At 55.4% G+C, this 12,948-nt stretch carries 12 protein-coding genes; all 12 read left to right on the top strand.

Going from position 1 to position 12,948, the window contains the following annotated elements; all coding sequences use genetic code 11:
• Window positions 1-16: 16 nt before the first annotated feature.
• Window positions 17-4,219 carry a DNA-directed RNA polymerase subunit beta' gene (gene rpoC, locus ABNH18_RS03845; RefSeq protein WP_349381537.1) on the top strand — a complete coding sequence of 1,401 codons (4,203 nt, stop codon included), beginning with the start codon at window positions 17-19 and terminating at the stop codon, window positions 4,217-4,219.
• A 216-nt stretch (window positions 4,220-4,435) separates the two neighbouring features.
• The gene (rpsL, locus tag ABNH18_RS03840; protein WP_011587675.1) at window positions 4,436-4,807 is read left to right on the top strand and encodes a 30S ribosomal protein S12; all 372 of its coding nucleotides are present in this window, start codon (window positions 4,436-4,438) and stop codon (window positions 4,805-4,807) included.
• A 133-nt stretch (window positions 4,808-4,940) separates the two neighbouring features.
• Window positions 4,941-5,411, top strand: coding sequence for a 30S ribosomal protein S7 (rpsG, locus tag ABNH18_RS03835; protein ID WP_011587676.1), 471 nt, complete (start codon window positions 4,941-4,943; stop codon window positions 5,409-5,411).
• Between the two features lie 78 nt (window positions 5,412-5,489).
• Window positions 5,490-7,589, top strand: a complete 2,100-nt coding sequence (fusA, locus tag ABNH18_RS03830) for an elongation factor G (protein WP_349381536.1) — start codon at window positions 5,490-5,492, stop codon at window positions 7,587-7,589.
• Window positions 7,590-7,621: 32 nt separating this feature from the next.
• Window positions 7,622-8,812, top strand: coding sequence for an elongation factor Tu (gene tuf / locus ABNH18_RS03825; RefSeq protein WP_007151164.1), 1,191 nt, complete (start codon window positions 7,622-7,624; stop codon window positions 8,810-8,812).
• 737 nt (window positions 8,813-9,549) lie between these two features.
• On the top strand, window positions 9,550-9,861 hold the full coding sequence (gene rpsJ, locus ABNH18_RS03820) for a 30S ribosomal protein S10 (protein WP_007148458.1): 312 nt from the start codon (window positions 9,550-9,552) through the stop codon (window positions 9,859-9,861).
• Between the two features lie 42 nt (window positions 9,862-9,903).
• The gene (gene rplC / locus ABNH18_RS03815; protein WP_323775350.1) at window positions 9,904-10,539 is read left to right on the top strand and encodes a 50S ribosomal protein L3; all 636 of its coding nucleotides are present in this window, start codon (window positions 9,904-9,906) and stop codon (window positions 10,537-10,539) included.
• Window positions 10,540-10,553: 14 nt separating this feature from the next.
• Window positions 10,554-11,156 carry a 50S ribosomal protein L4 gene (rplD, locus tag ABNH18_RS03810; protein WP_349381535.1) on the top strand — a complete coding sequence of 201 codons (603 nt, stop codon included), beginning with the start codon at window positions 10,554-10,556 and terminating at the stop codon, window positions 11,154-11,156.
• Window positions 11,153-11,449, top strand: a complete 297-nt coding sequence (gene rplW / locus ABNH18_RS03805) for a 50S ribosomal protein L23 (RefSeq protein ID WP_323775351.1) — start codon at window positions 11,153-11,155, stop codon at window positions 11,447-11,449. The genes rplD and rplW overlap by 4 nt, the downstream gene beginning before the upstream one ends.
• Before the next feature lie 18 nt (window positions 11,450-11,467).
• A complete protein-coding gene (gene rplB / locus ABNH18_RS03800) occupies window positions 11,468-12,292 on the top strand; it encodes a 50S ribosomal protein L2 (RefSeq protein WP_323775352.1) in 825 nt (274 codons plus the stop codon).
• Window positions 12,293-12,314: 22 nt separating this feature from the next.
• Entirely contained in the window at window positions 12,315-12,590 is a 276-nt protein-coding gene (rpsS, locus tag ABNH18_RS03795; RefSeq protein WP_323775353.1) for a 30S ribosomal protein S19, read from the top strand.
• A 10-nt stretch (window positions 12,591-12,600) separates the two neighbouring features.
• Window positions 12,601-12,945, top strand: coding sequence for a 50S ribosomal protein L22 (gene rplV, locus ABNH18_RS03790; RefSeq protein ID WP_007149326.1), 345 nt, complete (start codon window positions 12,601-12,603; stop codon window positions 12,943-12,945).
• Window positions 12,946-12,948: the final 3 nt, after the last annotated feature.

The following is a 12,948-nucleotide window of genomic DNA, read 5'->3' as shown; positions in this document are numbered from 1 at the left end:
CTACGGAGGACTGGCCTTGAAAGACTTGCTGAATTTGCTCAAAAGTCAGGGACAAGTCACGGAGTTCGACAAGATCCGCATCGCGCTTGCGCCGCCGGATCTGATCCGCTCCTGGTCTTTTGGCGAAGTAAAAAAGCCTGAGACCATTAACTACCGCACGTTCAAGCCTGAGCGTGATGGTCTGTTTTGTGCGCGTATCTTTGGTCCGATCAAGGACTACGAATGCCTGTGCGGTAAGTACAAGCGTTTGAAGCATCGTGGCGTTATCTGTGAGAAGTGTGGCGTTGAAGTCACCCTGTCCAAGGTGCGTCGTGAGCGTATGGGCCATATCGAGCTGGCCAGCCCCACGGCTCACATTTGGTTCCTGAAGTCACTGCCGTCCCGCATTGGCCTGATGCTGGACATGACCCTGCGTGATATCGAGCGGGTCCTGTACTTCGAATCCTTTGTCGTGACCGAGCCGGGCATGACCACGCTGGAGCGTGGGCAGCTGCTTACCGATGAAGAATACTTCGACTCCCTGGAAGAGTTCGGTGACGAATTCGAAGCCAAGATGGGTGCCGAGGCTGTACAGCAGCTGCTAATGGAGCTGGATCTGGTTGAAGAGATCAAGATCCTGCGCGAGGAAGTGGAATCCACTAACTCCGATACCAAGCTGAAGAAGCTGTCCAAGCGCTTGAAGCTGATGGAAGCCTTCAAGGATTCTGGTAACGCGCCTGAGTGGATGATTCTCACGGTTCTGCCAGTCCTGCCGCCGGATCTGCGTCCTCTGGTACCACTGGATGGTGGCCGCTTCGCGACCTCCGACCTGAACGATCTGTACCGCCGTGTGATTAACCGGAACAACCGCCTCAAGCGTCTGTTGGACCTGAGTGCGCCGGACATCATCGTGCGTAACGAAAAGCGTATGCTGCAGGAATCTGTGGATGCGTTGCTCGATAACGGCCGTCGCGGCCGTGCCATTACCGGTTCCAACAAGCGTCCTCTGAAATCCTTGGCTGACATGATCAAGGGTAAGCAGGGCCGTTTCCGTCAGAACCTGTTGGGTAAGCGAGTTGATTACTCCGGTCGTTCCGTGATCGTGGTAGGTCCGACTCTGAAGCTGCACGAGTGTGGTCTGCCCAAGAAGATGGCGCTGGAATTGTTCAAGCCGTTCATCTTTGCCAAGCTGGAAGGTCGTGGTCTGGCGACCACCATCAAGGCGGCCAAGAAGATGGTCGAGCGCGAAACAGCTGAGGTGTGGGATATCCTCGCCGAAGTGATTCGCGAACACCCGGTAATGTTGAACCGGGCGCCGACCCTTCACCGTCTGGGTATTCAGGCGTTTGAGCCGGTACTGATTGAAGGTAAGGCTATCCAGCTGCACCCGCTGGTTTGTGCGGCATTCAACGCCGACTTCGATGGTGACCAGATGGCGGTACACGTACCGCTGACCCTGGAAGCCCAGCTCGAAGCCCGTGCGCTGATGATGTCCACCAACAACATCCTTTCCCCCGCCAACGGCGAGCCTATTATCGGCCCGACCCAGGACGTGGTGCTGGGTCTGTATTACATCAGCCGTGACCGTGTAAATGCACAGGGTGAAGGCCAGGTGTTTGCGGATACCAAAGAAGTGATGCGTGCGCTGGGTAACAAGCAGGTGCATCTCCATGCCCGCGTTAAAGTACGTGTGCATGAAGTGGTGAAAGACCTGGAAGGTGGCGTGGAAGAGCGCACCTTCATCGCCGATACCACCCCCGGCCGCTGTAAGCTGTGGGATATCGTGCCGGCCGGTCTGGGCTTCGATATGGTCAACCAGAACATGACCAAGAAGGCCATCTCCAAGTTGCTTAATACCTGCTACCGGATTCTCGGCACCAAAGAGACCTGTATCTTCGCTGACCAACTGATGTACCTGGGCTTCCGCGAAGCGACGCTGTCCGGTTCTTCCATTGGTGTGGAAGACATGGTGATTCCGGATGCCAAGTACACCATGATCGACGCGGCCGAAGAGGAAGTGCGCGAGATTGAGGAGCAGTTTGCTTCCGGTCTGGTGACTCGCGGCGAGCGTTATAACAAGGTCGTGGATATCTGGGCCCGCACCAATGACCAGATCGCCAAGGCGATGATGGAAAACCTCCGTGTCGAAGTGGTGAAAAACCGCGACGGTAAGGACGAAGAGCAGGGCTCATTCAACTCCATCTTTATGATGGCCGATTCCGGGGCGCGGGGTTCCGCAGCTCAGATTCGTCAGCTGGCCGGTATGCGTGGTCTGATGGCGAAGCCGGATGGCTCCATTATCGAAACGCCGATTACCAGTAACTTCCGTGAAGGTTTGAACGTACTCCAGTACTTCATCTCTACTCACGGTGCTCGTAAAGGTCTGGCGGATACCGCACTGAAAACAGCGAACTCCGGTTACCTGACTCGTCGTCTGGTAGATGTGGCACAGGATTTGGTGATCAACCATATCGACTGTGGCACCGAAGAGGGCCTGCTGATGACGCCGCTGATCGAAGGTGGTGACGTGGTGGAACCGCTGCGCGAGCGTGTACTCGGTCGTGTGGTTGCCCGTGACGTGATGAATCCTCTCAACCAGGACGAAGTAGCGGTTGAGGCCGGTACTTTGCTGGACGAAGTTTGGGTTGCGCAGCTGGAAACCATGGGTGTGGACGAAGTGCTGGTGCGCTCGCCGATTACCTGTGCCACCCGCTGGGGCGTGTGTGCCACCTGTTACGGTCGTGATCTGGCTCGTGGCCATCAGGTCAATGTGGGCGAGGCTGTCGGTGTTATCGCGGCACAGTCCATTGGTGAGCCGGGTACCCAGCTGACCATGCGTACCTTCCACATTGGTGGTGCGGCTAGCCGAGCGTCTGCGGTGTCCAGCATCCAGATCAAGCACGGTGGTAAGGTGCGTTTCCATAACGCCAAGCACGTGCAGCATAAGGACGGCCTGGTAATTGTTTCCCGTTCTGCTGATCTGGCGGTTGCTGATGAGCTGGGTCGTGAGCGTGAGCGTTACAAATTGCCCTACGGTGCCACCGTTACCGTGAATGAAGGTGATGAGGTTGGTGGTGGTCAGGTCGTTGCGACCTGGGATCCGCACACACACCCGATCATTGCGGAAGTGGAAGGTAAGGTGCAGTTCGGTGATATGGAAGAAGGTATCACTGTAAACCATCAGACCGACGAGCTGACCGGCCTGACTAACATTGAAATGCTCGGTTCCCAGAACCGTCCGTCCGCAGGCAAGGATATGCGTCCTGTCGTGCGTGTGGTCGACAGCAAGGGCAAAGCGGTTGTGATGCCCAACACCGATATGCCGGCGCAGTACTTCCTGCCAGGCGGTGCGCTGTGTGGCCTGAAAGACGGTGGCAGCATCGGTGTGGGGGACGTGATTGCGCGGATTCCGCAGGAATCCTCCAAGACCCGTGACATCACCGGTGGTCTGCCCCGAGTGGCCGACCTGTTCGAAGCACGGAACCCGAAAGAAGCGGCAATCTTGGCTGAAAAGACCGGTACCGTATCCTTCGGTAAAGAAACAAAAGGCAAGGTTCGCCTGGTTATCACTCCGGATAACAGTGATGACAACTACGAAGAACTGATTCCCAAGTGGCGTCAGCTTAACGTCTTTGAAGGTGAGCGGGTTGAGAAGGGTGAGGTGGTTTCTGATGGGCCGCTGAACCCCCACGATATCCTGCGCCTGAAAGGTGAGTCTGAACTGGCTCGTTACATCGTTAACGAAGTGCAGGAGGTTTACCGCCTGCAGGGTGTGAAGATCAATGACAAGCACATTGAAACGATCATCCGCCAGATGTTGCGCAAAGTAGAGATCCAGGAAGTGGGCGAGTCTCACTTCATCAAGGGTGAGCAGGCAGAATATGCTCGCGTTATGGAAGAGATCGATCGCTTGAAAGCCGAAGACAAGATGCTGCCGCAGTACCAGCGCCTTTTGTTGGGTATCACCAAGGCTTCATTGGCGACCGAGTCCTTCATCTCTGCGGCGTCTTTCCAGGAAACCACCCGCGTTCTGACCGAAGCGGCGGTAACCGGCAAGGAAGATGACCTGCGTGGCCTGAAGGAAAACGTGGTCGTGGGTCGTCTGATCCCGGCGGGTACTGGCTATGCCTACCACATGGATCGTCGCCGTCAGCGTGTTGAAGCGCGCGGGCCGGAAGCGCCGACCATGGATGAGGTTGAAGCCGCTCTGTCTGAGGCGCTTAGCTCCTCCGACGAGTAATCCGGGCGTTTCCTGTCCCAATAATGGTACTTGTCACTTGTGGCTGGTGCCATTTGGCCCCCAGGGGCTAACAGTAGAGATTCTCCGGTGCCTTGACGGGATGCCGGGGGCTCCCTACAATCGCTGCCCCCCATGGTTTCATGGGCGGTAATTGGGTGGCATGGACCGTAAATTGACGGTTTTGTCACAGAACTGTAAGCGTGAGGCAGTAGTTTCATGGCAACTGTAAACCAGCTGGTGCGCAAGCCGCGCAAAAGCAAGGTAGAAAAGAGCGACTCCGTAGCCCTGCAGGGCTGCCCCCAGCGTCGCGGCGTTTGCACTCGGGTGTATACCACTACTCCGAAGAAGCCGAACTCCGCGCTGCGTAAAGTGTGTCGTGTGCGTCTGACCAATGGTTATGAAGTATCTTCCTACATCGGTGGTGAAGGTCATAACTTGCAGGAGCACTCCGTAGTGTTGATCCGTGGCGGTCGTGTAAAAGACCTTCCCGGTGTTCGCTACCACACTGTGCGTGGCACCCTGGATACGGCAGGCGTGCAGGATCGCAAGCAGCGTCGCTCCAAGTACGGCGCCAAGCGTCCGAAGTAATACCTAGCTACCTTTTCTGAATGCCGTAGCCTGTGTGGCTGCGGAGGGATGAGTAAGGTCCGGACGGCATGCCGTTCCGGAGTCACCTGAAGCTTTCCCCGCCCAAAGCGGGAATGTTAGAGGAACACATCCGATGCCAAGACGTCGCGTTGTCGCCAAACGGGAGATCCTGCCGGATCCGAAGTTTGGAAGCCAAATTCTGGCCAAGTTCATGAACCATGTAATGGTCAGTGGTAAGAAATCGGTATCTGAGCGTATTGTTTACGGTGCGCTGGATATCATCACTGAACGTAAGGGGCTTGATTCCCTTGAGACGTTCGAAAAGGCGCTGGACAATATCCGTCCTGCCGTCGAGGTAAAGAGCCGCCGTGTTGGTGGTGCGACTTACCAGGTTCCTGTTGAGGTTCGCCCCAGCCGTCGTACTGCTTTGGCAATGCGTTGGTTGGTAGATGCTGCCCGTAAGCGTGGTGAGAAGAGCATGCCTGCTCGTCTGGCCGGCGAAGTGATGGATGCTGCTGAAGGCAAAGGCGCTGCGATGAAGAAACGTGAAGACGTGCATCGTATGGCCGAGGCCAACAAGGCCTTCTCCCACTTCCGCTTCTAAGGCAGAAGATAAGCGAGTGAAACCGGCCTGTGTACAGGCCGGTTTTTGTATTTGAACCAGTGAATCGAGGTTAGCACCGTGGCTCGTAAGACTCCTCTCAATCGCTATCGCAATATCGGTATCTGTGCGCACGTTGATGCGGGCAAGACCACTACTACCGAGCGTATTCTTTTCTACACCGGTGTGTCTCACAAAATTGGTGAGGTGCACGACGGTGCTGCCACCATGGACTGGATGGAGCAGGAACAGGAGCGTGGTATTACCATTACCTCCGCTGCAACCACCACTTTCTGGCAGGGCATGGACCAGCAGTACGACCAGCACCGTATCAACATTATTGATACTCCTGGGCACGTTGACTTCACTATTGAAGTAGAGCGTTCCTTGCGTGTACTTGATGGTGCCGTGGTGGTGTTCTGTGGTTCTTCCGGCGTTGAGCCGCAGTCCGAAACTGTATGGCGTCAGGCCAACAAATATGAAGTGCCGCGTATCGTGTTCGTCAACAAGATGGACCGCGCCGGCGCAGACTTTGACTCCGTTTGTAACCAGATTCGCAAGCGTCTGGGGGCCACTGTTGTGCCGATTCAGTACAACATCGGTGCGGAAGATAACTTCAAGGGCGTCGTCGATTTGATCCGGATGAAGGCTATCTACTGGAGCGAAGACGACATGGGGATGACCTACGAAGAAAAGGACATCCCGGACGACATTAAGGATCGTTGTGACGAGCTCCGTGAGCAAATGACGGAAGCGGCAGCGGACGGTTCTGAAGAGCTGATGGAAAAGTACCTGGAAGAAGGTGACCTTTCCAATGACGAGATCAAAGCAGGTTTGCGCCAGCAGGTGCTGGCCAACGAAATCGTTCTCGGCCTGTGTGGTTCCGCGTTCAAGAATAAGGGTGTTCAGGCTCTGCTCGACGCAGTGATTGAATTCCTGCCGGCGCCGGATGAGGTAAAAGCCATCCAGGGTGTGTTGCCGGATGGTGAAACGGTTGAAGCGCGTAAGTCTTCCGATGACGAGCCGTTCTCTGCACTGGCGTTCAAGATCGCCACCGACCCGTTTGTAGGCTCCTTGACCTTCATTCGTGTTTATTCCGGTGTGCTGAACTCTGGCGACAGCGTGATCAACTCCGTGCGCGAAAAGAAAGAGCGTGTGGGGCGTTTGCTGCAGATGCACGCGAACAGCCGTGAAGAAATCAAAGAAGTTCTCGCAGGTGATATCGCGGCTTGTGTCGGCATGAAAGACGTCACCACCGGTGACACCTTGTGCGACATGAAGCACCCGATCGTTCTTGAGCGTATGGAATTCCCGGATCCGGTGATCTCTGTTGCGGTAGAGCCGAAGTCCAAGGCGGACCAGGAAAAAATGGGTCTGGCGTTGGGTCGTCTGGCGCAGGAAGATCCGTCTTTCCGTGTGAAGACCGATGAAGAAACCGGCCAGACCATTATTTCTGGTATGGGTGAGCTGCACCTGGATATTCTCGTGGATCGTATGAGACGTGAGTTCAAGGTAGAGGCGAACATCGGTGCGCCGCAGGTTGCATACCGCGAAACCTTCACCCGTGCAGCGGATGTGGATGGCAAATTCGTGAAGCAGTCCGGTGGTCGTGGTCAGTACGGTCACGTTAAGGTCAAGTTCGAGCCTATCGATCGTGATGAAGAGTTCCAGTTCGAAGAACAGATTCACGGTGGTTCCGTACCGAAGGAATACTTCGGCGCGGTACAGAAGGGTATCGACGAGCAGCTGCAATCCGGTGTGCTGGCGGGTTATCCGATTCTGGGCGTGAAGGCGACTCTGTACGATGGTTCCTACCACGAGGTGGATTCCAACGAAAACGCTTTCCGCATGGCGGGCGCTCTGGCTGTGAAGAACGCAGCGAAGGAAGCCGGTGCGGTTCTGCTTGAGCCGATGATGAAGGTGGAAGCAGTCACCCCGGAAGACTACATGGGTGACGTGATGGGTGACTTGAACCGTCGCCGTGGTATCGTTCAGGGCATGGAAGACACCATGGCCGGCAAGATTATTCGTGCCGAGGTGCCTTTGTCTGAAATGTTCGGTTACGCTACTGACCTGCGTTCCATGTCTCAGGGCCGTGCCAGCTACTCCATGGAGTTCCTGAAGTACGCTGAGGCACCGAAGAATATCGCTGATGAAGTCATCAGCGGCAAGAAATCTTAAATTTACGGTTAATTTGTTAAAGGTATAGAGCCGTGGCAAAGGAAAAGTTTGAACGTAATAAACCGCACGTAAACGTAGGCACCATTGGTCACGTTGACCATGGTAAAACCACCCTGACTGCCGCGCTGACACGCGTATGTGCAGAAGTATGGGGCGGTAGCGCCATTGCTTTCGATGGTATTGATAATGCCCCGGAAGAGCGTGAGCGTGGTATTACCATCGCGACCTCACACGTAGAGTACGATTCTCCGACTCGTCACTACGCCCACGTAGACTGCCCCGGTCACGCTGATTATGTGAAAAACATGATCACCGGTGCCGCGCAGATGGACGGCGCAATCCTGGTATGTTCCGCAGCTGACGGCCCCATGCCGCAGACTCGCGAGCACATCCTGCTGTCCCGTCAGGTTGGCGTACCTTTCATCGTTGTGTTCCTGAACAAAGCGGACATGGTTGACGATGAAGAGCTGCTCGAGCTGGTAGAAATGGAAGTGCGTGAGCTGCTGAGCGACTACGACTTCCCGGGTGACGATACTCCGATCATCAAGGGTTCAGCCCTGAAAGCACTGGAAGGTGATACCAGCGAAATCGGTATGCCTGCCGTGCAGAAACTGGTTGAGTGCCTGGACGAATACATTCCGGAGCCGGAGCGTGCCGTTGATCAGCCGTTCCTGATGCCGATCGAAGACGTATTCTCCATCTCTGGTCGCGGTACTGTGGTAACTGGCCGTGTAGAGCGTGGCATCATCAAGGTGGGTGAAGAGCTGGAAATCGTGGGTATCCACGATACCACCAAGACCACCTGTACCGGTGTTGAGATGTTCCGCAAGCTGCTGGACGAAGGTCGCGCTGGTGAGAACGTTGGTGTTCTGCTGCGTGGTACCAAGCGTGATGAAGTTGAGCGTGGCCAGGTACTGGCCAAGCCGGGCTCCATCAAGCCGCACACCAAGTTCGTTGCTGAGGTTTATGTCCTGAGCAAAGACGAAGGTGGTCGTCACACTCCGTTCTTCAACGGCTACCGTCCGCAGTTCTACTTCCGTACGACTGACGTGACAGGTGCATGTACTCTGCCGGAAGGTACCGAAATGGTAATGCCGGGCGATAACGTGCAGATGGACGTTGAGCTGATCGCTCCGATCGCCATGGAAGACGGCCTGCGCTTCGCGATTCGCGAAGGTGGCCGTACCGTTGGTGCCGGCGTGGTAGCTAAAATCACCGAGTAAGTCTTTCGGTGATAAAGAAAGGGTCGCTTCGGCGGCCCTTTTTTTTGCCCGTTATTTTGTCAAGGGAGCGGCGGGTTGTCGCAGGTTCGCCATGAGGTTTCGTTGTTCATGCTGTAGTGCTGTGGCCTGAGCCTGTGAGTGGGTGAGGGGTACAATGTGGCTCATGACGCCACTCAGGAGGCTTCAAGTCTTAGCGGGGCTGGGGTTCGGGGAGCCGAAAAGCCAGTAACGATAGCCTCTGGTGCGACTCCTGGGCGGTCGAGCGCTCCGCAAAAGAATGGCTCAAGGGTTGTTGGTCTGGGTTGTCTGCGACGGCGTTTGGCTGGCTGATGAGAGAGTCGTGGTCTGGTCTGCTCGGATAAGGCAATGCAGGGCTTGGAGGGGAGGGGAAACTGGCGTAGGGTGCTGGCCTCATAGGCGTGAACAGCAAATATTTGTTTGGGCGTTTTATGTTTGATCCAGTGCGAGGCGCCCGGATATGACGGTTTCAGAGGGCGTTGCGGCCTTTCGGTCGTGCTCTGGCGATGATTTCTGCGACTGATTTTGGGTTTTTATTGAAAAGCCCCTTGCAATACCCCCGGGGGATGGCTAGTATTCGCCACCTGCCTTCGGGCAGTACCAACCGGGGCATTGTTCCCGGGCTTGTTTTGATACCACTCACCTATCCGATAGCGATGAGGTAGGTGGGCTTTTTGCCATATAAACTATGGCTCGAAACGGTCTGGAGTTTGTTAGCTATGGCTAACCAAAGAATCCGTATTCGTCTCAAGGCCTTTGATCATCGTCTGATTGATCAGTCCGCCCAGGAGATTGTGGATACGGCCAAACGGACAGGCGCGCAAGTAACGGGTCCAATCCCGCTGCCGACGCGTAAAGAACGCTTTACAGTGCTGGTCTCTCCGCACGTAAACAAAGATGCGCGAGATCAGTATGAGATCCGCACCCACAAGCGGCTGGTGGATATCGTCGAGCCTACGGATAAAACCGTAGACGCGCTGATGAAGCTGGATCTGGCTGCTGGTGTGGACGTGCAGATCAGCCTGGGTTAACAACGGGCGGGTTTATCCCGACAGGTTGTGAAGAGGTAAACAATGGCGATTGGTGTGATCGGTCGAAAATGCGGCATGACCCGGGTCTTCACTGAAGAAGGTGTCAGTGTTCCGGTGACTGTGATTGAGGTGAGCCCTAATCGGGTTTCCCAGGTCAAGACCGAAGAGTCAGATGGCTATCAGGCCGTACAGGTAACTGTAGGTGAGCGCCGTGCCAGCCGCGTGACCAAGGCGCAAGCCGGTCATTTTGCGAAAGCTGGTGTTGAGGCGGGTCGTGGTGTCTGGGAATTTCGTGCTGAAGCTGGTGAGTTTGAGGCGGGTTCCTCGGTGACTGTAGAGGGGTTTGAGGCCGGTCAGATGATCGATGTCACTGGCTCCTCTAAGGGTAAGGGGTTCGCAGGCGGCGTTAAGCGCTGGAACTTCAGCACCCAGGACGCCACTCACGGTAACTCCTTGTCCCACCGTGCTCCGGGTTCTATTGGTCAGAACCAAACCCCGGGCCGTGTGTTTAAAGGCAAGAAGATGGCTGGTCATCTGGGTGCTGAGCGTGTCACTGTCCAGAATCTGGAAGTGGTGCGTGTCGATGCTGACAAGAATCTGTTGCTGGTTAAAGGTGCGGTCCCCGGTGCTACCGGTGGTGATGTGATCGTGCGTCTGGCAGTGAAGGCGAAGGCCTGAAAGAGGAATAGAGGATGAATCTCAATACTGCCTCTGGAGGTACCGTTACCGTTTCCGAAGTCGCCTTCGGCAAGGACTTTAACGAGCCTCTGGTTCATCAGGTTGTGACTGCGTTTCTGGCAGGTGCCCGTCAGGGTTCCAAGGCTCAGAAAAACCGTTCCGATGTGAGTGGTGGTGGTCGTAAGCCGTGGCGTCAAAAGGGCACTGGTCGTGCTCGTGCGGGTACGATTCGTAGCCCGATTTGGCGTGGCGGCGGCAAGACTTTTGCTGCTGTACCGCGTGACCACTCTCAGAAAGTGAACCGTAAGATGTACCGCGGTGCGCTGCAGTGCATTATGTCTGAGCTGGTGCGTCAGGAGCGTTTGGTTGTTGTGGACGAGTTTTCTGTTGACTCTCCCAAAACCAAGACGGTTGCGGCCAAGTTGAAAGACATGGAGCTGAGTAGCGTGTTGATCGTCACTGATGATGTTGACGAGAACCTGTTCCTGGCTTCACGTAATTTGCCGAAGGTTGATGTGCGCGATTCTCAGGGCGTTGATCCGGTAAGCTTGATTGCTTTTGAGAAGGTGCTGATCACTGTGCCGGCTCTGAAGAAGCTTGAGGAGGCCCTGGCATGAATCAAGAGCGTATTTTGCAGGTGCTGCGTGCGCCGCACGTTTCTGAAAAGGCCACAGTTGTAGCCGATCAGAATAACACCTTCGTATTCAAGGTTGCTAAAGATGCGAGCAAGCTGGAAATCAAAAAAGCGGTAGAAGCGCTTTTTGAAGTGAAGGTTGAAGCTGTTCGTACCGCCAACATGAAAGGCAAGTCCAAATTCTTCGGTCGTGTCGCGGGTAAGCGCGTCGATTGGAAGAAGGCCTATGTTTCCCTCGCGGAAGGCCAGGACATTGACTTCCTGGGCGCAGAGTAAGGAAGGGAGTAAGGAATAATGGCGATTGTAAAGTGCAAGCCGACTTCTCCGGGCCGCCGCTTTGTAGTCAAGGTGGTCAACGAAGATCTGCACAAGGGTGCTCCCTACGCGCCGCTGTTGGAAGCCAAGGCGAAAAACGGCGGTCGTAACAACAACGGTCGTATTACCACCCGTCATAAAGGTGGTGGTCACAAGCAGAAGTATCGTGTGATCGACTTCCGTCGCAACAAAGACGGCATTGCCGGTGTTGTTGAGCGCCTGGAATATGATCCAAACCGTACTGCGCACATCGCACTGGTGAAGTACCTGGACGGTGAGCGTCGATACATTCTGGCCCCTAAAGGCCTGAAAGCAGAAGATCGTATCCAGTCTGGCGAAGATGCGCCGATCAAGCTGGGTAACGCCCTTCCGCTGCGTAATATTCCGCTGGGTTCCACTATCCACAATGTGGAAATGAAACCTGGCAAAGGTGGCCAGATTGCTCGCTCTGCAGGGACTTCCGTGCAGTTGCTGGCAAAAGACGGCCAGTATGTGACTCTGCGTTTACGCTCCGGCGAAATGCGCAAGGTTCATGCTGACTGCAAGGCCACAATCGGTGAAGTATCCAACAGTGAGCACAGCTTGCGCTCACTGGGTAAGGCGGGCGCGACGCGCTGGCGGGGCGTTCGACCCACCGTACGCGGTGCGGCGATGAACCCGGTAGACCATCCACATGGTGGTGGTGAAGGGCGCAGTTCTGGTGGCCGTCACCCGGTTACACCTTGGGGTGTTCCGACTAAAGGCTACAAGACCCGTACAAACAAGCGCACGACCAAAATGATTGTGCGTGACCGTCGTAAGTAAGGGATAAAGAGAGGTTCAGGCTGTGCCACGTTCACTGAAAAAAGGTCCTTTTATGGATCACCACCTGCTAAGCAAGGTGGAAGATGCGGTGGAAGCCGGCTCCCGTAAGCCGATTAAAACCTGGTCTCGCCGCTCCATGATCATTCCGGAGATGGTAGGCCTGACTATTGCGGTATATAACGGCAAGCAGCATGTGCCGGTAATGGTTTCCGAGCATATGGTTGGCCACAAGCTGGGCGAGTTTGCCCTGACCCGCAATTACCGCGGGCATGCCGTGGACAAGAAGGCTAAGCGATAAGGTGACAGTTATGGCTACTGAAGTTGCAGCCCGTCTGCGCGGTGCAAGAATTTCGGCTCAGAAAGCCCGCCTCGTAGCCGACCAGGTCCGTGGCCTGGAGGTCGAGAAGGCGCTGAATCTTCTGGAATTCAGCCCGAAGAAGGCGGCAAAAATCGTTAAGAAGGTGCTGGAGTCCGCGATTGCAAATGCGGAAAACAACGACGGCGCTGACGTTGATGAGCTGAAGGTGTCCACGGTGTTCGTGGATGAAGGCATGACGATGAAGCGGATCCGCCCGCGCGCCAAAGGCCGCGCTGATCGTATCCTCAAGCGTACTTGCCACATTACTGTGAAAGTCTCAGAAGGTCAGGAGTAACCA

It is taken from the genome of Alcanivorax sp., assembly GCF_040118815.1.
Lineage (GTDB): Bacteria > Pseudomonadota > Gammaproteobacteria > Pseudomonadales > Alcanivoracaceae > Alcanivorax.
The sequence above is the reverse complement of the archived record's forward strand: the minus strand, read 5'-3'. Positions and strand labels throughout refer to the sequence as shown.

Excerpts from the sequence above, each read along its gene's own strand:
- rpsL (WP_011587675.1), top strand. The coding sequence starts at position 4,436 with ATGGCAACTGTAAACCAGCTGGTGCGCAAGCCGCGCAAAAGCAAGGTA.
- rpsG (WP_011587676.1), top strand. The coding sequence starts at position 4,941 with ATGCCAAGACGTCGCGTTGTCGCCAAACGGGAGATCCTGCCGGATCCG.
- rpsJ (WP_007148458.1), top strand. The coding sequence starts at position 9,550 with ATGGCTAACCAAAGAATCCGTATTCGTCTCAAGGCCTTTGATCATCGT.
- rplC (WP_323775350.1), top strand. The coding sequence starts at position 9,904 with ATGGCGATTGGTGTGATCGGTCGAAAATGCGGCATGACCCGGGTCTTC.
- rplD (WP_349381535.1), top strand. The coding sequence starts at position 10,554 with ATGAATCTCAATACTGCCTCTGGAGGTACCGTTACCGTTTCCGAAGTC.
- rplW (WP_323775351.1), top strand. The coding sequence starts at position 11,153 with ATGAATCAAGAGCGTATTTTGCAGGTGCTGCGTGCGCCGCACGTTTCT.
- rplB (WP_323775352.1), top strand. The coding sequence starts at position 11,468 with ATGGCGATTGTAAAGTGCAAGCCGACTTCTCCGGGCCGCCGCTTTGTA.
- rplV (WP_007149326.1), top strand. The coding sequence starts at position 12,601 with ATGGCTACTGAAGTTGCAGCCCGTCTGCGCGGTGCAAGAATTTCGGCT.